Source organism: Chryseobacterium hagamense, from assembly GCF_007991455.1.
Classification (GTDB): domain Bacteria; phylum Bacteroidota; class Bacteroidia; order Flavobacteriales; family Weeksellaceae; genus Chryseobacterium; species Chryseobacterium hagamense.
The window spans coordinates 45,823-68,072 of record NZ_BJYJ01000005.1; the positions used below are offsets into that span (position 1 = coordinate 45,823).

15 protein-coding genes are annotated in these 22,250 nt (G+C 41.1%); 13 read left to right on the top strand and 2 right to left on the bottom strand.

What is annotated here, in order from left to right:
- The first annotated feature begins 84 nt into the window (after nt 1-84).
- From CHA01nite_RS07475 to CHA01nite_RS07490, 4 genes are all read left to right on the top strand, one after another.
- Entirely contained in the window at nt 85-1,305 is a 1,221-nt protein-coding gene (locus tag CHA01nite_RS07475) for a cysteine desulfurase (RefSeq protein ID WP_146940689.1), read from the top strand.
- A 183-nt stretch (nt 1,306-1,488) separates the two neighbouring features.
- The gene (locus CHA01nite_RS07480; protein WP_146940690.1) at nt 1,489-2,049 is read left to right on the top strand and encodes an RNA polymerase sigma factor; all 561 of its coding nucleotides are present in this window, start codon (nt 1,489-1,491) and stop codon (nt 2,047-2,049) included.
- Complete coding sequence (locus CHA01nite_RS07485; protein ID WP_146940691.1) at nt 2,036-2,665, top strand: hypothetical protein; 630 nt, start codon at nt 2,036-2,038, stop codon at nt 2,663-2,665. Before CHA01nite_RS07480 ends, CHA01nite_RS07485 begins: the two co-directional genes overlap by 14 nt.
- Nucleotides 2,666-2,697: 32 nt before the next feature.
- Complete coding sequence (locus CHA01nite_RS07490) at nt 2,698-3,735, top strand: outer membrane beta-barrel protein (RefSeq protein WP_146940692.1); 1,038 nt, start codon at nt 2,698-2,700, stop codon at nt 3,733-3,735.
- 277 nt (nt 3,736-4,012) lie between these two features.
- On the opposite strand, the gene fumC is transcribed toward CHA01nite_RS07490, so the two are convergent.
- A complete protein-coding gene (fumC, locus tag CHA01nite_RS07495) occupies nt 4,013-5,407 on the bottom strand; it encodes a class II fumarate hydratase (protein WP_146940693.1) in 1,395 nt (464 codons plus the stop codon).
- 318 nt (nt 5,408-5,725) lie between these two features.
- Between fumC and CHA01nite_RS07500 the strand changes: the two genes are divergently transcribed.
- Together CHA01nite_RS07500 and CHA01nite_RS07505 are read left to right on the top strand one after the other, a co-directional pair.
- Entirely contained in the window at nt 5,726-7,333 is a 1,608-nt protein-coding gene (locus CHA01nite_RS07500; RefSeq protein ID WP_146940694.1) for a fumarate hydratase, read from the top strand.
- A gap of 94 nt (nt 7,334-7,427) precedes the next feature.
- Complete coding sequence (locus CHA01nite_RS07505; protein WP_174771812.1) at nt 7,428-7,736, top strand: hypothetical protein; 309 nt, start codon at nt 7,428-7,430, stop codon at nt 7,734-7,736.
- Nucleotides 7,737-7,816: 80 nt separating this feature from the next.
- Here CHA01nite_RS07505 and CHA01nite_RS07510 read toward each other — a convergent pair whose 3' ends face one another.
- Nucleotides 7,817-8,698, bottom strand: a complete 882-nt coding sequence (locus CHA01nite_RS07510; protein ID WP_146940695.1) for a helix-turn-helix transcriptional regulator — start codon at nt 8,696-8,698, stop codon at nt 7,817-7,819.
- Nucleotides 8,699-8,843: 145 nt separating this feature from the next.
- Here CHA01nite_RS07510 and CHA01nite_RS07515 point away from each other — a divergent pair, with 145 nt between their 5' ends.
- From CHA01nite_RS07515 to CHA01nite_RS07545, 7 genes are all read left to right on the top strand, one after another.
- On the top strand, nt 8,844-10,916 hold the full coding sequence (locus CHA01nite_RS07515) for a T9SS type A sorting domain-containing protein (protein ID WP_146940696.1): 2,073 nt from the start codon (nt 8,844-8,846) through the stop codon (nt 10,914-10,916).
- A 272-nt stretch (nt 10,917-11,188) separates the two neighbouring features.
- Nucleotides 11,189-14,026, top strand: a complete 2,838-nt coding sequence (locus tag CHA01nite_RS07520; RefSeq protein WP_146940697.1) for an alpha-amylase family glycosyl hydrolase — start codon at nt 11,189-11,191, stop codon at nt 14,024-14,026.
- 603 nt (nt 14,027-14,629) lie between these two features.
- Nucleotides 14,630-15,715, top strand: coding sequence for a peptide chain release factor 1 (prfA, locus tag CHA01nite_RS07525; RefSeq protein ID WP_146940698.1), 1,086 nt, complete (start codon nt 14,630-14,632; stop codon nt 15,713-15,715).
- 287 nt (nt 15,716-16,002) lie between these two features.
- On the top strand, nt 16,003-16,668 hold the full coding sequence (locus CHA01nite_RS07530) for a hypothetical protein (RefSeq protein WP_146940699.1): 666 nt from the start codon (nt 16,003-16,005) through the stop codon (nt 16,666-16,668).
- A gap of 76 nt (nt 16,669-16,744) precedes the next feature.
- Nucleotides 16,745-18,850, top strand: coding sequence for a prolyl oligopeptidase family serine peptidase (locus tag CHA01nite_RS07535; protein ID WP_146940700.1), 2,106 nt, complete (start codon nt 16,745-16,747; stop codon nt 18,848-18,850).
- Nucleotides 18,851-19,086: 236 nt separating this feature from the next.
- Nucleotides 19,087-21,630 (top strand): hypothetical protein, encoded by a 2,544-nt coding sequence (locus tag CHA01nite_RS07540; protein ID WP_146940701.1) that lies wholly within the window; start codon nt 19,087-19,089, stop codon nt 21,628-21,630.
- Complete coding sequence (locus CHA01nite_RS07545; protein WP_146940702.1) at nt 21,630-22,160, top strand: hypothetical protein; 531 nt, start codon at nt 21,630-21,632, stop codon at nt 22,158-22,160. Before CHA01nite_RS07540 ends, CHA01nite_RS07545 begins: the two co-directional genes overlap by 1 nt.
- Nucleotides 22,161-22,250 lie beyond the last annotated feature (90 nt).

Below are 22,250 nucleotides of genomic sequence, written 5' to 3' on the forward strand. Positions count from 1 at the left end.
TAACAACCGTCAGTTTCCTTTTGGAAAAAAAGCCGTAAATTTGAAGAGTTCTAAATAAGAGCGTTTTAATTTAAAATTTAATAAATGTTTGACATTCAGGAAATCAGAAGTCAGTTTTCTATATTAAACCGCAAGGTGAACGGTAAGCCGTTGGTTTACCTGGACAATGCAGCAACTTCCCAAAAACCGGATTCGGTACTGAAGGTTTGGGATGCCTATTACAAAGAGCTTAATGCGAATGTACACCGGGGAATCCATACTTTAAGCCAGCTGGCCACGGAAGAAATGGAACTTTCCAGAAGAAAGATCCAGAAATTCATCAATGCAAAATACGATTTTGAAGTCATCTTTACCAAAGGGACGACCGAAGGATTGAACCTTATCTCTTATATTTTAACCCGGAAATTAAAAAAGGATGACGAGATCATCATTTCTTATCTGGAGCACCACTCTAATATTGTACCGTGGCAACTCCTCTGCGAAAGGACGGGAGCCAGATTGAAAGTAATCCCGATGGATGAAAACGGAGTTCTTCAGATGGACGTTTTCGATACGTTGTTGAATGAAAGAACAAAGATCGTTTCCATGAATCAGGTCTCCAATGCCTTGGGAGTGATCAATCCGGTAGAAGAGATTATCGCAAAAACGCGTAAGAATACCGATGCGTATATCGTGATCGACGGCGCTCAGTCGGTACCGCACTTCACCATTGATGTCCAGGCAATGGACTGTGACTTTTTTGTGTTTTCCGGCCATAAGATGTATGCCCCGATGGGAACGGGGATTTTATATGGGAAACAGGAAATTCTTGAAGAACTGCCGCCGTTCCACGGAGGCGGGGAAATGATTGCCACCTGCTCTTTTGAAGAAACTACCTATGCCGGATTACCGTTCAAGTATGAAGCGGGAACCCCGAACGTCGGTGGAAATATTGCGCTGGGTGCTGCCGTGGACTTTATCCTGGAAACGGGACACGAAAACATCAGAACCCATGAAAATGCCTTGCTGGAATATGCCCAGAGACAGCTTCTGGAAATTGAAGGATTAAAAGTGTATGGTGAGAAAGCAAACCGGACGGGGGTTGTTTCCTTCAATCTGGAAGGCATCGGAATCGCCTCGGACGTAGGGATGATTCTTGATAAACTGGGAATCGCAGTGCGAACAGGCCACCACTGTACCCAGCCGATCATGAACTTCTTTAACATTGCAGGAACTGTACGCGCGAGCTTTGCCGTCTATAATACTTTTAATGAAATTGATGTATTGGTGGAAGGTGTGAAAAAAGCACAAAAGATGCTTGGTTAAGAATAGTATTAAATATCATATCAGCGGTCAGGATTTTTTTCTGGCCTTTTTTATTTTAATAATTATTTAAAATGCTGGTTTTCAATTTATTATTTTAATTTTGTGGTTTAAATAAATAAAATTTTTCCGGATACTGTAACCTTTTCGGTTTTTCACTGTCTTACTATTAGAAACAAAATAATTATGAAGCTTCTGTTTGGAAATAAAAAAGATGATTTGCTGAACCGCCTGAAAAAGCAGGAGCCGGCAGCACAGAAAATTTTTTATGATCAGCATGTGAAAAAGTTCCTGAGCATCAGCAGGAGTTATATTACCGATCTATACCAGGCGGAAGACTGCGTTATCAAAGCATTCTGCAAGATCTTTAAAAACATGGAAAGCTTCAGGAATGAGGGGAGTTTCGAAGGCTGGGCAAGAAGAATCGTGGTAAATGAATGCCTTAATTTTATCAAGAGCCACAAAACGGTTTTTTACCTGGATGATATCAATCCGGCATATCTTGAAGAAATGTACGAAGAAGACCTGAGTTTTAATTTCAATGCCCAGGAGTTGCTGGACCAGCTTCCGGATGCTTACCGGATGGTCTTTAACCTGTATGTTTTTGAAGACTATTCGCACCAGGAAATCGCGGATGCCCTACAAATCTCCACGGCCGTCAGCAAAACCCAGCTGTTCCGGGCTAAAGAAAAAATGAGAAAAATTTATTTCGAACAACAAAAAACACTGCAAAATGAAAACTATTAGAAACACTATAGAACAGCAGATCAAACAACAGATCGAAGCAAGGGAAATCGCTCCTTCAAGGGATCTGTGGTCTGAAATAAAAAGCCAATCCACAGCAGGCATGCCGAAACCGTCCTACAACTGGCTTTTGATAGCGGCCTGCTTTATTTTAACGTTTAGCTTAGGGGCGGTGCTCTTTTTTAACCAGGAAAGAAAGCCTGGCGCAACATCCGAACATATCGTTCAGACCATTACAAAGCCTGCCACCCGGAGTGCTGCAGAACCTATTGCCCGGGAACAGCATACAGGATCAATTGCTGAAAACCGCAGGCAGGATACGGCTACGGAAAATATTTCAGCAGGAATGAAAAGTGAGGCGCAGGAAAAGGAAATCAAAGCATCTGCCGGACAGGAAGAAGTGCCTGTTATCAGACAGAATTCAGCGCAGATCATATCGGAAATTTCAAGCATGGATCCGGGAAAAACCATGGCACAGGCAGATTCTGCCAAGCTACCGGTGACAAAGAAGCGGTATGTAGATCCTTCCACGCTGCTTTTTTCGGTGGAGCACAAAGATGTCATTGAGAAGACCAAAGGAAAAAGCAATGTCGCTACAATCGACCTGAACGGAAACTAACCCTTTATTTTTTAACAATTAAAACGTATAATATGATCAAGAAATTTATCATGATGGGCTTCGTATGCCTTTTATCTACAGCAGCAAATGCACAGAGAAAACCGGTTCTGAACCTTCAGCCGAAAGAAGATACCGGCGTAAGCCCGATCGTAAAAGAAAAAGTAGATGATTATGCAAAAAAAATCGATGTCATTATCCAGGAAGAGAAAAAAATGATGGAGGCGGAACTCAAGGAGCTTCAGGCGAAAAACCTGGATAAAACAGAATTTGATAAACAAAAGGCGTTGGTAGCTGACCGTTATTCTGAAAAGATAGATCAGCGGATTGAAGCGCTGGGATTCGATATGGATGCCGTGATCCAGAAACAGGTCCGCTTTTCCCTTCTGAATTCAGATGTAACCTCCAATGAGGAGCTGAAGGAGAAACTTCTGAAAAAATTCAGGCCTACAAAAGATCTTTCTCCCTATATTTCTTACGGAATCATGAACCTTACGAATGACAGGCCGGACAATGCCCTGGATCATAATCTGCGCTATGCCGGAAACTTTGAATTTGGTTTTAAATTCAATTACCAGTTCGGCAGAACAAGCCCATGGGGATTGATCTCCGGAATCGGTTTTTCGTGGCGGACACTGAGCATTGACAACAATATGTTTGTTGCAAAAGATTCCAATTCCAATGTATACCTGGAAAATTATGATAAAGGTTTGAGCAAAAGCAAGCTGAGAACCGGCTATATTATGGTTCCGCTGGGAGTGCAATATAATTTTTCAAAGCTGAAAAATGCCGGGATGGATGTTCAGTATCTGGATTATTCCAAAGGCTTCAGAGTAGGAGCAAATGTCTACGGAGGGGTAAAAATGTCGACCAACAACATCATCAAAGGTGAAGGAGTCAGCAACCGGGAGCGCGGCGATTATCAGGTGAGCCCATTCATTTACGGAGGACAGTTCACTGTTTCTTATAACGATTTCAGCATTTTTGTAAAGAAAGATTTCGGAAATTTCTTTAAAAACACAACTTTTGAAAACGATAAAGCCTTGATCTTCGGAGTAGCGCTTTGGTGGTAAAAGGGTCTGATTCTTCATATTTAAATGATAAACGCCGGAAAAATTTCTTTTCCGGCGTTTTTTATAATTGATGTGAGTTTTATTATACGACAAAGGTTGAAGAAGATATCCTTAGTTTCAAAGTTTCCAAAAAATTAAAAATCAAAGATTTTTAAAGACTTTTGAGTACTTTTTTAAGCATAAAGTATTCAGATTCTTTGATCAGGCATGAATATCTTTTGTCTCTTTTGTGGTTAAAATTTTAAGTAGGTTTATATTAATTATTTAATCTGATTTATTATTTCAGGCTTCCCACCATATCCTCAGGTTTCACCCACTCATCAAACTGTTCAGCAGTCAGAAGGCCGAGATTTACGGCTTCCTCTTTTAAAGTGGTTCCGTTTTTGTGAGCTGTCTTTGCTATTTTAGCGGCATTTTCATATCCGATATGGGTATTCAGGGCGGTAACCAGCATTAAAGATTTATCCACAAGCTCTTTGATTCTTTCATGATTCGGTTCAATGCCTGCGGCGCAGTGGTCGTTGAAGGAAATACAGGCATCGGCAATCAGCTGGGCCGACTGCAGGAAGTTGTATGCCATCACCGGCTTGAAAACATTCAGTTCATAATTCCCCTGGGTTCCGGCGAATGAAATCGTCGTGTCGTTTCCTAATACCTGCGCGCAGACCATGGTCATGGCTTCATTCTGCGTCGGATTCACTTTCCCCGGCATGATGGAAGATCCGGGTTCATTTTCCGGAATGTGGATTTCCCCGATTCCGGAACGCGGACCGGAAGCCAGCAAACGGATGTCCTGAGCAATCTTAAAAAGGGAAACCGCCAGTTGTTTCAGAGCCCCGTGGGATTCCACAAGGGCATCATGGGCAGCCAGCGCCTCGAATTTGTTTTCTGCCGTTACAAAAGGGAGTCCGGTAAATGTGGAAATATATTCCGCTACTTTTACGTCATAGCCCTTAGGTGTATTTAAACCTGTTCCCACTGCGGTTCCTCCTAAAGCCAGTTCAGAAAGGTGAGGTAGTGTATTTTTTAATGCTTTAATCCCGTAATTCAGTTGGGCTACGTACCCGGAGAATTCCTGTCCTAAGGTCAATGGGGTAGCATCCATCAGGTGGGTTCTTCCGATTTTCACGATGTCTTTGAAAGCCTGAGATTTCTGAGCCAGGGTATCCCGTAATTTTTCAACTGCAGGAACCGTCACTTCCGTCACTTTCTTATAAGCGGCGATGTGCATGGCAGTAGGGTAGGTATCGTTGGACGACTGGGATTTATTAACGTCATCATTCGGGTGAACTTCTGCTTTTTCTCCCAATGTACCGCCGTTGTTTACATGTGACCGGTTGGAGATGACTTCGTTCACATTCATATTCGACTGGGTTCCGGATCCGGTCTGCCAGATCACCAGAGGGAACTGGTCATTCAGTTTTCCTTCCAGGATTTCATCACATACTTTGGCGATCATGTCTCTTTTTTCTGCCGGCAGGACGCCCAGGTCCGTATTGGTAAAAGCAGCGGCTTTCTTTAAATACGCAAAAGCTTCGATGATTTCATGCGGCATGGAGCCTTCGGGTCCGATTTTGAAATTGTTTCTGGAACGTTCGGTCTGCGCGCCCCAGAATTTGTCGGCAGGAACCCGCACTTCACCCATGGTGTCTTTTTCTATTCTGTAATTCATTGTGTGGATAGATTTAATTTAACCACAAAAAGAACAAAAGATTCAGCTTGAATTTTAAGATTGATAATAAAACCGGTAAAGTTCACAAAAATTAAAATCGGAGATTTTAAAAATTCATGTACTCTTCCGGATACTATTTCATTAAACTTAAAAAAAAGAAAAAAACTTTTGCGGCTTTTGCGGTTTAAAAAGTTTTCCTAAAGTTAATCATTGCCTCAAACATTCGCAATTTATAATCATTATAAATATCATTTCAGGTCGCTGATTTTGCTCATGCTTTTTTCGCGATGTTTTATTTTTGCAGCCAAAGAAAAGAGAATGGAATTTAGATATCAGGATCCGTACCCGATTCAGAAGGATGATACGGTATATAAGAAACTTACTTCAGACTATGTAAAGGTTGAACAATTGGGAGACCGCGAAATTTTAATCGTCGATCCCAAAGGGCTGGAATTACTGGCGGAAGAGGCGATGGCAGACGTTTCTTTCATGCTCCGTTCTTCTCACCTGGAAAGCCTGAGAAGAATTATTGATGATCCTGAAGCAACGGATAACGACCGTTTTGTGGCCTACAATCTGTTGCAGAACGCAGCGGTGGCGGCAGAAGGGGCTTTACCTTCCTGCCAGGATACCGGAACGGCGATCGTGATGGGTAAAAAAGGGGAGAACGTGTATACAGGAGTGGATGACGGTGAATATCTGAGCAAAGGAATCTACAATACCTACCAGAAAAGAAACTTAAGGTATTCGCAGGTAGTACCTTTGACGATGTTTGATGAAAAGAATTCCGGTTCCAACCTTCCGGCACAGATTGATATTTATGCGAAGAAAGGAGATTATTACGACTTTTTATTCTTAACGAAAGGCGGAGGCTCAGCCAACAAGACCTTTCTGTATCAGAAGACCAAATCATTACTGAATGAAAAATCGCTGGAAGAATTCATTAAAGAAAAAATTTCAGATCTGGGCACTGCGGCTTGTCCGCCTTACCACCTGGCTTTGGTCATCGGAGGGACTTCCGCTGAAGCGAACCTGGCTGCGGTAAAAAAAGCATCCGCAAAATATTACGATAACCTTCCGACGGAAGGAAATGAAGCGGGACAGGCTTTCAGAGACCTGGAATGGGAGGCAAAAGTACAGAAGATCTGCCAGGAAAGTGCCATCGGGGCACAGTTCGGAGGAAAGTACCTGACGCATGACGTCCGGGTAATCAGGCTTCCGCGTCACGCAGCCTCCTGCCCTGTGGGAATGGGGGTTTCCTGTTCGGCAGACCGGAACATCAAAGGAAAGATTACCCGAGACGGAATTTTCCTGGAGCAGCTTGAAGAAAATCCGAAAAGGTTCCTGCCGGCAACACCGCCGCACCTGGAAGAAGCTGTAGAGATCGACCTGAACAAGCCGATGCCGGAAATATTAGCCGAACTTTCCAAATACCCGATCAAGACCCGGCTCAAACTGAACGGAACACTGATTGTAGCACGGGATATTGCCCATGCAAAAATCAAGGAAATCCTAGACAGCGGGCAGCCGATGCCGGAATATTTCAAAAATCATCCGATTTATTACGCAGGGCCTGCAAAAACACCGGATGGTATGGCATCAGGAAGTTTCGGGCCTACTACAGCAGGAAGAATGGACGTATATGTGGACGAATTCCAGAGCCACGGCGGAAGCATGATCATGCTGGCGAAAGGGAACAGAAGCAAGGATGTTACCAATGCCTGCGGGAAATACGGCGGGTTCTATTTAGGTTCTATCGGAGGTCCGGCTGCCATCCTGGCGAAAGACAATATCCTTTCCGTTGAGGTGGTGGATTTCCCTGAACTGGGGATGGAAGCAGTACGGAAGATCGAAGTGAAGGATTTCCCGGCATTCATCATTACGGATGATAAAGGGAATGATTTTTTTGCAAACCTCGCGCATTAGTTAGTTTAAAATCAAAATAAATAATAAAATAGGACGCTTATCTTTTGTGTAAAAAAATAAAAAGTCCTATTTTTGCCTAAAATCTTTAAGAAAAATGATAACGATTTTATCAGCATTTTGGCCGTTTTATCAGTTCCTTTGGACCGTATTTTTCATCATTATGTTCCTTGTGGGGTTCTGGTGTATCTTCATGTTCTTCGGATTTGTTATCCCGTTATGGCTAACGGAAGGTCTGAAAGAGTACTTCGGAAAAGTAAAGCCTTTCAATCCCGAAGACATCAGAAGCAAAATGGTGTATGAGCAGGAAGGTGTAGAGGTGATTTACAACGAGCCAAAAGGCCACGGTCCGTTTATTCATGATCATGGTCATGGCCACGACGTTCACGGAAAAGGACATCATTAATGATTGTCATTGCTTTTTCACCTAAATTCTGAAAGAGCAATATCAAAGCAAAACAACATATATGAAAACCACTTAATTTTTTAAGTGGTTTTTTTGGTTGAATGACCCATTCTAAGTTTTTCAGGTGAAACACTGAATTTTTTCTTGAAAGCCCGGGTGAAATTCTGTACATATTCATATCCGCATTCTATTGCGATTTCTTTAATCATAATTTCCTGATCCGTAATCATCTTTTTGGCCTTCAGCATTCTCAGTTCGGCCATATAATTACTTACCGTCCGGTGGTAATGTGCTTTAAATTCCTTCCGTATTTTGTTCTGGTTAATGCCGATCGATCTCCCGATATCCTCTGCTTTTATATTTCGGCAGTAATTTTCATCTATAAATTTTTTAATCATTAAAGGGGTTTTCGGAATTTTGTCTGCTGTACTGTTTTCACTGAACTGTTCAAAAATCAGGAACAGCAGCCTGATTATTTCAGCTTCAACAAATAATTTCTGAAGAATTCCTTTTTTGGAATAGCTGATAATCTCCTTTAGAATGATGTGCATTTCCACGGTCATAAGAGGAGGCGTCTGCTGATGCAGGAACATATATTGGTTTTGCATCATGCCTTCCAGAATATCCGCATTTTCCTTATTTTCTTCCGGACGGATGAGGTTGGAAATATACGCATAGTTGATCTGGATATGAATGTATTTCAGAAGTTCACAGCGTTCTGACCAGAGTTCTGCCGTACTTTTTTTCCGGGAGTAATGCAGGATGTATTGGTTTTTATCAAATAAAAAATCCGTTCCGCAGTCCTCCGCTTCCAGAACGACATGACCGCTTAGGATAAAAAGCAGGTTAAAACTTGATTTACTTTCGGTTATCCTGGATTTTCCCGGATGCAAATCTTCTTGCAGATAAATCTTAATATTTTCTGAACCGAATAATAATCCTTTTACAGGTTGCTTCGTCATACGGATGATTTTACAAATAGGTACAGTGGTTTCATCAACCGGACGGATAACAAAAAGTTCGTTAATGATAAGCCGGTGTTAAATATGTCTGATACTTTTGCGTAAAATTAATTATAATTTAGAATAAATAAAAATAAAATTACTCATGATTGAAAGATTATATTTTATAACGCGTAAAATCGGTGCCGGATTAGGGTTGCTGTTTGCAGCAGGAGGTTACGGATATGCTCAGCAATGGGAGACGGTAGGCGTGGCTGAAACTATATCTGCCGGCGGAACGGCCTATAATAATTTACACATCAGCAACGGGAAGTATTATGTTTCATATTACGATGTTCCGGCAGGCAAAGGTTCGGTACAGGTGTTCAATGGAACTTCATGGTCTTATGCAGGAGGTACTGCAGGAATCACTACAGGTACGGCTACCTATAATTCCCTATCTGCGGATGGTCTGGGTAATCTGTATTATACCAACCAGATCGGATGGCCCGGTGCCGGCATGGAAGTCCGTAAATTTGACGGAACCTCATGGAGCCGGCTCCCGGATGCTGTAAATACTGCCATCAATTATCATGCTTCGGCCGTTTCTCCTGCAAATACCCTGTTTACCTTTTCCGGACAGAACTCGGGAACCGTTCAGAGGTATGTAAACGGCGCATGGGAACAGGTAGGAAACAACGGCTTTTCCGGAGGAGCTGCTTTTGCGGAAATGGTAATCGGGAGTAACAATAAGGTCTATACCTGCAATATATCCGGAGGCGTAAAAGTATATGAAAATACCACAACAGCCAACGCCTTCGATAGCTGGACTCTGGCAGGCGGAAGTATCGTAGACGCCTCATCCTCCGGGGAACAGTACAATTCGGATATTGTGATTGATGCCGATAATAATCTCTATGTGGCTTATGTTTCCAATTCTGCCAACGGGCAGAAATTAAACGTTAAAAAGTTTAACGGGACAGCCTGGGTGCAGGTAGGCAATGCCAATTTTTCCAGTGGCAGGGTGCAGCACGTCGCTATTGCCGTTACCCAGACGGGAACGCCTTACGTTGTAGCCAGCCGTTGGGAAAATGACGATTTCTCAAAAAATACGGTTTATAAACTTGATGAGCTGAGCCATACATGGGCACCATTCGGGGGAAGCTTTATCTCCGACGGACAGGCGGCGTATAATGATCTGGCTTATGATAGCATGAACAATTACCTTGTTCTTGCCTATTCGCAGAACGGAACAAAAGTAAAAAGGATTTCCCTAAGTCCGGTCTGTCATAATACGGATCCGGGAACCAATCCCGGAGATCTGGGTTGTGTAAAATTCAACTACAGAGGGCAGACGGTAAGTTATACTACGGTAAGGGCTGCAGACGGAAAAGTCTGGCTTCAGCAGAATCTGGGCAGCAGCCAAGTTGCCGTCTCTTTCGATGATGCCAATTCTTACGGGGATCTTTTCCAGTGGGGGAGGTGGGATGATGGTCATCAGGTGAGGAATTCCGCCGCAGCAGCGGCTCCTTCGGCAAACTCGCCGGACGGATTGGCCGGCACCAATGCTTTCATCATCGGCACTGGCAGCGCTTCCTGGTGGGCGACGAACGCGGGCAGTGATCAGTGGAATGCAGATTCCTCATCTGCAGTAACCTCAGCAGCAGGAGCAGATCCCTGTAAAGCGGCAGGTCAGGGGTGGAGGCTTCCTACTTCGGCAGAATGGGTAACTTTGGTTGGTGCGGAAGGAATCAGTAATCCGGCAACTGCTTATTCCAGTTCTCTGAAACTGCCGGCAGGAGGATACAGAAGCAATACTACCGGAGCCTTTACCTTCGTCGGGCAGCGCGGATATTTCTGGAGCTCCGGAACCGCCAATACGGGAGGCCGCTATTTATATATCGGATCGGCGATCGTAACGCCGGCGTCCGGAGGCCCGAGAGGACAGGGGGAATCGGTAAGATGCATAAAAGATTTTTCAGCATTGGCCACTTCCGACATCAGCCTTACTATAAAACCTGATCAGGTATATCCTAACCCCACCCATGGAATTTTATATATTAAATCGGATTCATCAATTGAGGCTGTACGCATAACAAATGCATCAGGGCAGAAATTAGAGGCCCGGTTCTCAGAAAACCAGATCAATATGCAGGGGCTGCCGAAGGGAATATATATAATAGAAGTGAAATTAAAAGGAAAACAGCAGAGAATTTCTAAAAAAGTAATTAAGGATTAAATTTTTCGTTCATAATAGTTGATTGACAGAAGGCTTTTTGAGGGCCTTCTGTTTTCTTATATCTAAAATTGCTCCTGCTTTCGGTGCTGTAATTAAACTTCACCTCTAAGTGTTGTTTTTTTTTAGGTTCATTTTTATTAAATCGCTAGGGATATTTACAATTCAAAGCATAGGATTTCAGCCAGTTAAATTGATTTTTTTAGTACGGAAATCAAAAAGTGATGAAAAATAAATTATCTTTATTCAACTGTACTAAAAAAATTAGAAACGATATGAGAAAGTTTTACTCAGGTCTTTTATTGCTGATGGTCGCCTTTACATTTGGCCAGATCAGCTATACAATTGCACCGAACCCTTTTAATGAAACGAATGCGGTTACCTTAACCGTTCCCGGAAATCAGATTGATGAAGCTGCCTGGGGTGTTTCAAACAACGCCATCTACATCTGGTCGTGGTCTCTGGATACCAATTACCAGAACAGCCAGGATTGCCCTACCAACGGAAGCTGGAACAGTTCCAATGAACTGAATAGGCTTAATTATAACGCTGCAACCGATACGTATTCCTTATCATTTACCCCAACTGCTTTTTACGGAAGAACAGGAATCGGGAGACTGGGATTTTTATTAAAAGATAAAACGGGAGCCCACCAGACATCTGACAACTATGTGAATGTAGGAGTTTTAAACCTGACCCTAACCAATCCTGCGGCCAACAGCCTGACGGCGGTGAATACGGGAAATTCAATCAATATTACGGCAACAACGAATGTAAACGCTACTTTCCAGCTGAAAGCTAACGGAACAGTAGTGAATTCAACATCTACGCCTGCTACTTCGTATGCCTACAGTTACACGGTAACCCAGGATGCCAATATGGAACTGATTGCGACGGATGCCAATTCAACAGTCAAAAATTCAACATTTACCTTACAGGTTCCGCGAAATGTGGTTTCGCAGGCTATTCCGGGCTGGATCAGACAGGGAATCAACTACAGCCCTACTGATAACACCAAAGTCGGGCTGGCTTTATATGCCCCGTTTAAAAACTTCGTTCATGTGATCGGAAGTTTCAATAACTGGACGGTGAATGACGCTTATTTAATGAAGCGTGACACTGCCAATCCGGATCTGTACTGGATTGAGCTGAGCGGGCTTACACCACAGCAACTCTATACGTTCCAGTACAGAACCAATGATCTGAGAAAGGTGGCGGATCCTTATTCCCCGCAAATCCTTTCATCTTATGACGATCAGTACATTGCTGCATCTACCTATCCTAATCTGCCGGCATTTCCTGCCGGTCAGGGCTTTGAAGTATCCATGTTTAAAACCGGACAGACACCATACAACTGGCAGATAACCAACTTCCAGAGACCGGCGAAAGAAAATCTGGTGGTCTATGAATTGTTGCTGCGGGATTTTACGCAGGAAAAAAACTGGCAGTCGCTGATCAATAAGATCGTATATCTAAAAGGATTGAACATCAATGCCATTGAACTGATGCCGATCATGGAGTTTGAAGGAAACCTGTCCTGGGGATATAATACTTCTTTCCATTATGCACTGGACAAAGCCTATGGAACACCTGAAAAATTCAAGGAGTTTGTAGACCTTTGCCACCAGAACGGGATCGCCGTTATTCTGGATGTTGCTTTTAATCACGCTACAGGACGTTCTCCGCTGGCCAGGCTATGGAATATCGATCCGGATGGAGACGGTTACGGAGATATTGCAGCCAACAACCCTTACTTTAACCAGGTTCCTAAACATTCCTATAACGTATTCAATGATTTTAACCATACCAGTGCTTCAACGAAATATTACGTTGAGAGGTGTCTTCAGCAATGGTTGACTGAGTACCGCATCGATGGGTTCCGTTGGGATTTAACGAAAGGGTTTACCCAAAGCTGTTCTGAAAATGATGAATCCTGTACCAACGCCTATCAGCAGGACCGGGTGGATATTTTAAAATATTATGCCGACCGGCAGTGGGCGCTTGATCCGAATTCTTATATGATCTTCGAACATCTGGGAACGGATGCAGAAGAGCAGCAATGGGCCAACTACAGGGTTGCCGAAGGAAAAGGCGTCATGCTGTGGAATAACCAGAACGGTTCTTATAACCAGAATACCATGGGGTATAAGGACAATAGCAATTATGACAGGATGAACCATGCGCTTCACGGTTTTACCAATATGTCCGCTGTCGGTTACGGGGAAAGCCACGATGAGGAAAGGCTGATGTTCAAGAATCTGGCGTATGGAGCGATAAACGGAAGTTATGATGTGAAAAATTTAAATACGGCCTTGGAACGGATGAAAACTTTCGGGGCAACCTTCTTTACGATCCCGGGGCCGAAAATGATCTGGCAGTTTGGGGAATTGGGGTATGAATTCAGCATCAACAGATGTCAGGACGGAACCATTAACAACGGATGCCGGACAGATCAGAAGCCGGTTGCATTTACGTTGAACTATGATACGAATACCAACAGGAAAGCAGTATATGATACCTGGGCAAAAATTATCAATTTCAGGAACCAGTATCCGGTTTTCAGATCAAAAACCTATTCCATAGAATCCAATAATCTGGCAAATGATCCGAATGGACTGATTACCCGGATCTATGTGTATGATAATCTTTTAACCTTGGGAATGAAAAATGTAGTGGTACTGGCAAATTATTCCACAGCAGTTCAGAATGTCGTACCATACTTTCCTTATGCCGGGCAGTGGCAGAACCTGATGGATAATTCCGTGACCAATATAACTTCCACAACGGCGCCGATCAGTCTTCAGCCGGGTGAGTTCAGGATTTTCGGAAACTATGCTGGAAGTTTATCCACATCGGACGTAAATGCGGAAAATAAACTTTCCCTGCAGATTGCGGATAACCCGGTGAAAAACGGAATGGCTCAGCTAATTTACCATAAAGTAAAAAACGGGGAGATTCAGATCTATGATTTAAGCGGCAGAAGGATGGATGTATTCAGGCTTAGCGGGGAAAATGGTATTTATGAATTAAAGGCAAATTACCCGGCAGGAACGTATCTCGTTCATTTAAAATCAGATACGGGAGTTGCTGTCCAGAAAATGATTGTGAAATAGCCTGTGGATAAGTCTGTAGATTAAACAAAAAGGAGGTCATAACCATGACCTCCTTTTTGTTTGTCCATACTTTATCCCCGGTAAAAACACGGGTTATCCATGCAATATTAACGGGTTTTCCATAGGTTTTCCACATCTTTTTCCGCAACGGAATTCAGGCTTATCCATACCTTATGAATATCTTATTTACTTGTTATCCATATTTTATTCACAACGGTAAAAATTTTTATTCAGATTATTTTCATGGTTACTGATATCCAATTCACAGCTTATTCATAGGAAATTCACAGGTTATCCACAACTTATTCACATTCTATCTGCGATACTTGCATAACAGCTGAGCAACCCCTGGAAAAAGATGAAGACTCTGTAGTATCCCCGCCTTTCTCTACGAACTGAGGGCCGGTGAAGCGCTATACCCGGATTTCCGGTAAGTGTAACCTGGTTCAGTGGATGGTAAGGTTAAATATTTCTTTCTGCCTAACGTCAAGAATTTTTTCAAAACGAAAAATATAATTGGTCTCTGTTTTACTCACAATCACAAACGATTAGTTTTACAATTGAATTAATAATCCGTATCTTTGCCCCCACAAAATTTTCATAATGGCTAAATCATTAATTCCGAAATTAGAAGCTATAAAACAGAGATATAATGAGGTGGCCGACCTTATTATACAGCCTGATGTTATTTCAGACCAGAAAAGATATTCTTCTCTGAACAAAGAATATAGCGATTTGGGAAAAATTGTAAGAGTTTACGATCAATATAAAGGCGCTTTGGACACGATTGAAGAGTCTGACGAAATCATTGCTGACGGATCAGACAAAGAATTTGTGGAACTCGCTAAAATCGAAAAAAACGAAGCCCTGGAAAAAATTCCCGGACTGGAAGATGAATTAAAAGTATTGCTGATCCCGAAAGATCCTGCGGACGATAAAAACGTTATCGTGGAACTTCGTGCCGGGACCGGTGGTGATGAAGCGGCGATTTTTGTAGAAGATATTTACCGGATGTATTCCATGTACTTCAAGACGAAAGGCTGGAGACATGAAGTAACGGATTCCAACGAAGCGGCGAAAGGTTACAAGGAACTGATCATGAAAGTAGAAGGCGAAGGCGTTTACGGAATCATGAAATTCGAATCGGGGGTACACCGGGTACAGCGTGTTCCGGAAACCGAATCCCAGGGAAGGGTCCATACTTCTGCTATAACGGTAGCGGTTCTTCCGGAAGCTGAAGAAGTGGATTTTGAACTGAATCCTGCAGATATCGAAATGCAGACTTCCAGATCGGGAGGAGCCGGAGGACAAAACGTAAATAAGGTAGAAACCAAAGTGCAGCTGACACACAAACCTTCAGGATTGGTCGTGGTTTGCCAGCAGGCCCGTTCCCAGTTGGCCAACCGTGAACTGGCCATGGAAATGCTGAGGACCAAACTCTACGATATCGAACTGCAGAAAGTACAGGGTGATATCGCGGCCCAGCGTAAATCGATGGTTTCCACCGGAGACCGTTCTGCAAAAATCAAAACCTACAACTATCCGCAGGGAAGAGTCACGGATCACAGGATCAACAAATCCATGTACAATCTGGATGCTTACATGAACGGTGACATTTCCGAAATGATTGATGCCGTCATCATGGCGGAAAACGCTGAGAAAATGAAAGGCGAAGAAGAGAATTTATAAAATCTTTACATAAAATCTTTAGAAGGTCTCCGGATTCCCGGAGACTTTTTTAATTATAATAAAAACGGAAAATGTATTTCTAAACAAAACCATAAAACTATGGTCTTTCTGATGGTAAGTATTTTTAAGTGAGATAATTAAGTAGAGATTAAAATTTAATTTATATGATCTCTGAATTTCCGTGTAAATAATGTGGTATTTTTAAATATAATAGGTATATTTATGAATAGTTCCGGATTAATCAGGAGCTGGGGAATAAATAATACGCTAATTTGAATAATATACTTATGAAAAACCTTAAAGCAGCCTTTCTGGTAATGCTTCTGTGCCTTGCGCAAAACTTACGGTCCCAAAACATTTTACCACCTCAAAAAGTATTTAATCTCTATTTCAGTTCCTTTGTCAGATACAATGATGATTCATTAAAGGAACTTAACAGTTACCTTATTAATTTTTTAGGAAAAGAAAATACCCATAAGACGAGCCTTCAGGAATCCTATGAGCAGAAAGTGGAAAATTTAACCGACATTTTTCTTTCTAGTCTTTCTGCTGAGGTTTCTTCTGTCTGCAAAAACGAGGCCCGGGAATATTTCAAAGTACTGATCGGAAATTTTAAGAATGCCACCTATACCATTAAAGATATCAAAACAATATCCGATGAGCAGGTAAAGAATCAGGAAATTTCACAGGTAGATTATGAGGTAAGCTTTAAGGTTCCGTCTGTACCTTCGCAGATTAATATAGGGGATATTAAGAAAATCGGATCCGGAGAAATGAAGAAATATCTTATTGATATGGCCAATCATCTGAAAAAAGCCGATAAAATGATATCAACCCGGCAGAAATTCAATCTTTATCAGGTAAAATACGGCACGGATACCTATTACTGGAACGGGGGCCCACAGGAAATGGCCTGGAAACTGAACGAATTTTATTTTAAAAATATAAATTAATACCACCTCAGGGCTGCCCGTTCCGGCAGCTTTTTTTATTTAAACAGAATCCTTATTTTTGGGAAAATAGCTTACTATGAAATTCAGATCCATATTATTAACGGCCGGAGTACTATCTTCCGCGACATTTTATGCACAAAAAATGACTTATCCAAAAGCAATAAAAGGAAACCATACCGATACCTATTTCGGAACCGCAGTGGCGGATCCGTTCAGAGACCTGGAGAATGATTCCGAGGCCACCCGCAGATGGGTAGACGAAGAAGTAAAGCACAGCCAGGAATATCTGGCTAAAATACCGTTCAGGGATGAAATCCGTAATCAGCTGAGAGAAATCTGGAATTACGAAAAGATTTCTGCCCCGTTTAAGGAGGGCGATTATACCTATTATTATAAGAACGACGGGCTCCAGGCCCAGTCGGTGTTGTACAGAACCAGCAACAGAACCGGGCAGACGGAAGTTTTCCTGGATCCGAATAAATTTTCCGAAAAAGGAACCACATCGCTTTCCCAGCTGTCATTCAACAAAAAAGGAAATCTGGTAGCCTATTCCATTTCCGAAGGTGGCAGCGACTGGAATAAGATCATCATCCTGGATGCCGTTACCAAAAAACAGATCGATGAGACCCTGACCGATGTTAAATTCAGTGGAATTTCATGGCAGGGGGATGAAGGCTTTTATTATTCAAGCTACGACAAACCGAAAGAAGGAACCGTATTATCCGGAATGACGGATAAGCACAAAGTATACTTTCACAAGCTGGGAACAAAGCAGTCGGCAGATCAGCTGATCTTCGGTGGCGATAAGACCCCGAGAAGATATCTGGGCGCCGGCGTATCTGAAGACCAGCGGTACCTGATCATTTCTGCTGCCAATGCCACCAACGGAAATGAACTGTACATCAAAGATCTGAAAAACGGCAGTGATTTCATCCAGATCAATAAAGGGTTCGACATCAATGCAAGCATTGTGGATACGGACGGCGATAACCTTTACATCTTTACGGATAAGGATGCCCCGAATATGCGTCTGGTAAAAACCACTATTAAAAATCCGGCTCCTGAAACCTGGACAGACGTAATCCCGCAGACCGGTAATGTATTGGGCATCACCACCGGAGGAGGCTATTTCTTTGCCACTTACATGGTCGATGCTATCGATCTGGTAAAACAATATGACAAAAACGGGAAACTGGTTAGGGAAATTACGCTTCCCGGCAAAGGAAATGTTTCAGGATTCGGCGGGAAGGAAAAAGAGAAAGAGCTTTACTTTTCATTCAGCAATTACATTACGCCGGGAACTACTTATAAGTTCAATGCCGATACCGGTAAATCCGAAGTTTACCAGAAACCGAAAGTGAAATTCAATCCGGACGATTATGTTTCCGAACAGGTCTTCTACACTTCAAAAGACGGAACGAAGATCCCGATGATGATCAATTATAAAAAAGGGACAAAGCTTAACGGCAAAAATCCGACGATCCTGTATTCGTATGGCGGATTCAATATCAGCCTGCAGCCGGCCTTCTCCGTAGTCAATGCCATCTGGATGGAAAACGGCGGAATCTATGCCGTTCCGAACATTCGCGGCGGTGGGGAATACGGTAAAAAATGGCATGATGCAGGCACCAAACAGCAGAAGAAAAACGTCTTCAACGATTTCATTGCGGCCGGGGAATATTTACAGGCAAAAGGCTACACTTCCAAAGAATACATGGCCCTTTCCGGAAGATCAAACGGCGGATTGCTCGTCGGTGCTACCATGACCATGCGTCCCGACCTGGCAAGAGTGGCTTTCCCGGGAGTAGGCGTTCTGGATATGCTGCGGTATAACAAATTTACCGCCGGAGCCGGCTGGGCATACGATTACGGAACCGCAGAAGACAGCAAAGAGATGTTCGAATACCTGAAATCATATTCACCCGTTCATAATGTAAAAGCAGGAACCTGCTATCCATCCACCATGATCATCACCAGCGATCACGACGACCGTGTTGTTCCCGCACACTCCTTTAAATTCGGCGCGGAACTTCAGGAAAAGCAGGCGTGCAACCATCCGGTTCTCTTAAGAATTGAAAAAAATGCAGGCCACGGTGCCGGAAGATCTACCGAGCAGGTGATCGGGGAAAATGCCGATCTGCTTTCTTTTGCTTTGTATGAAATGGGGATTAGAAAACTTTAGAAAATTTATGCCGTTAAAATGTTGTTTAAAGAAAGAGGCTGTCCATAATTTGGGCAGCCTTTAATTTTACCAATTCTGTTCGTACTCAAAAGGACGCGTACTATACTTTTTGTTTGTAAGAAGTAGTAAGAATTTATTCTAAAATATAAAATAATGCGTCGAGTTTTGGCGTGTATACGATATAGCTTTGCTTTAGAAACATTAAAAAAAATATTAATTACTAAAAAGCATAGCCTATGGAAGAATTTGATGACGAGTTTGGAGATTTATCCGGATATAAAATACTCAGCTTGGATGAAACAACTTCATTCTTTAAAGAAAGTAAAAAACTGTTACAAGCAATGCCAAATAGCTCATTCGAAGAAATATCCTTTGATAAAAAATTTGGTATAGAAAATAAATGTAATGAAGAGAAATTAGGAATTTTTTATCATGGACAAATGAGAATAGATGAACTTATTTCAGATTTACATAAAAATAGTAATAATGGAAAGTTCTTTTTCAATTTTGGAAACTACGCAGTGAATTACGGTTTTGTTTTAAACAAAGAAAATCCTGCCATGATAAAAAAATTGATGAAAGCATCATATAATGATATCTCCAGAAGTACACCTTATCAATATTATCAGAATCAGCATCGTAAAGATGCTAAAGCAGATATTTATCTTAATATGATGGCCTGTCATGTAGATGTTTTACAGCCAGGTTATATTTTTTATTTGGATTTAGTTTCGCAAACTATAGAATTTAGAATACAATACGTCTATAGCAATTATATAAATTTTCGGAACTTTGATAATACGACGTTAAATAAAAGGGATTATGAATTAAATAATAAGTATAACGCTATCATTGTAAAAGCTAAAAACGCTTTGGACTTCGTAATGTTGGCAAAACCGAATGATGAGAATTATCTCAAAGAAAAAATTGTTAATCTTTTTGCTCAAGAAACTTTAAAAGCAGCCAGCCAGAAAGAAATAAAATTTCTTTATGAAAATATGCCCGATTTTGTAACTTCAAAATTACTGGAAAAATTAGGTGCGAATAATAAAAATACTTCTAAGCAAGAGCATGAAGATCTTGTTTGGAATCATTTAGAAATACTTTCCGGAGGTATGGAAAACCAGGATCTTTTTAGCTGGAATATTGATTTTAGTGGTGCCATGCTTAATCTCCTCAAGGTTTTTGGGAATAGTAAGTTTTTATTCGAAAAGTTTAAAAGCAACCAGACATTTGTAAAAAAAATATTTGAAAATTTAGAAGGAGAATCTGTAATAAATGGAGAAAAATCCTCAAACAAAATAGCTTTTGCAAGCTTTGTTTCTACACTTTGTCTCCATAACGGAATGGTTAGCTTAAGAAAAATAGACAAAGGATTTTCTTTTGGAAGGTACAATGGTGTAAATTCTGACGATAATTTGCCCAGAGAAGAGAAAGGAAATGAATTTTTTCTGCAAAAAGAAAAAGAAGCTTCCATAATTGATTTTTTACCCATGGAATCTTTTAATGAAATTATTCCTGATGATGACACAGGTGCCTATTATCATCCTATGGATATGGTTTTGTTGGTTGATGCAGATTCTGAAGAAAAATATCCTGACATTGCCGCAGCTATTCTGATTAAGGCAATTGCGGATGCCCACGAAGAGCAGGAAAGGGAAAAAATAAAAAGAATCGGTTTTGATATCTTAGGAATTGTATTGGGTGCTGTTGCATTGGCAACCTCAGGAAACCCCATCATTACTGCAGCAGCTGTTTCAGATGTTGTAGTAAATACGGCAGATACCATAGTACAAGGTTTTGATAAAGACATTGTATCATTAACTGGAGGAGAGGAATTTCTCCAAGACTGGAACACCGTTTATTATTCTGCCAATATTGCATCTGCAGCAATTGCCCTTCCTGAACTTTTTGCCAGTGGAATGAAGTTGATACAGCTTGCAAGAACTACCGGAAAAACTAAAGCGATTAACTTTATAAAAGCCTGCATTGTAAAGATTATTTTAGAAAAAAATATTATTACTTTTACAGGGAATACGCTGAAAGAGGGAAAAGCTTATATAAGAGTACTGGATGCGGCAGAAGCAATAAAAGCAACAGCATTTTTCTTTAACGATACCAATCTTACACGTTTGTATGAAAAGGGAGTAATCATAGTGGAAGTAAATGAAAATGGGAAAAAAGAATTTGGATTTATTTACAAAAATGAGGTGATTTTGCAGGGTGTAGCTACAGATAAAAATTATAAACATATTATTTATACTCTTTCCAGACACTTGTATCATCCTTTTAAGATGATTGAAAGGCTCGAAGAATTAAGAGTTGCTGCCTTCTGTAAAAGGATGCCAAAGATTACTAATAAATTTCCAACAGAAGAACTGCCCCAAGAAGGTTTTTCCATTAAATATTCGATAAATTCTAATGGAGTTTTTAGACAAGAGAATGGGAATGTTTTTCCTTCACTTGAATTTGATTTTGTAATAACAAAATCTGGTGAATTAAAAATTGGAAGTAAACATCATTTCTTGGGTAACAGAGAGAACGTTTTAGCTGCAGGAGGTATTCGTTTTAAAAATGGTAGAATTGTAGAATTTGATAATATGTCTGGACATTATACACCAACGGCAGAAGAAGCAAAAAGATTGGGAGAGATATTAAAAGGACTTGAAATTTATGTTAAAAGAGCACGAAATGAAATTACACCGTTAGGATTAAATAGTAATGGTGAGGTAATAAGGACAGGAGAAGATATCATAATATATATACAAAATATAAAATAATGGAAGAAATTATACAAAAATTACATCAGGGAATAAAACAAAGTGGTTGGGATATATTCAAACATTTAAAAAAAGAACTATTAAATTACAATTCTAAAGATCTAATAATTAAGTTACTTAATTCTAAAGAATTCAAGTATAAAAATATAAGAAGTCTTCTTGTTATTATTCCTGAATTGTGGAAGGATTTTTCATTAGAAGATTGGAGAATTATCATGAGAGAGGTAAATCGTCCTTCAAATTACAGAGTATTTATTGATGATGGTCCTTATTTTGAAGATGTTCGTTTTCTCTATAACTGGATCGGCATAGACAGTATTAAACTTTATAAAAATGATCCTGAAATTTCGGATGAAAATAAAAGGTATTTGGATAGAGTTTTTCCTTTGTTTCTGCATGACACGATGAGAAATGGAGAGTATATGGAAGATTTTCATGACGGAACTTTTGGAGATATAAAATTTTTCAGGGAGATGAAAAGCAGGTTGATGAGTCAGGGAGCAAAACCAAGCCCCTTGCCCGATTTATGATTTCATAGAAATATAGCATTATAATTACATAACGGCAATCCATGAGTTGCCGTTCTTTATATAAAAACGCCTCAAAATAGGCTTAGTTTC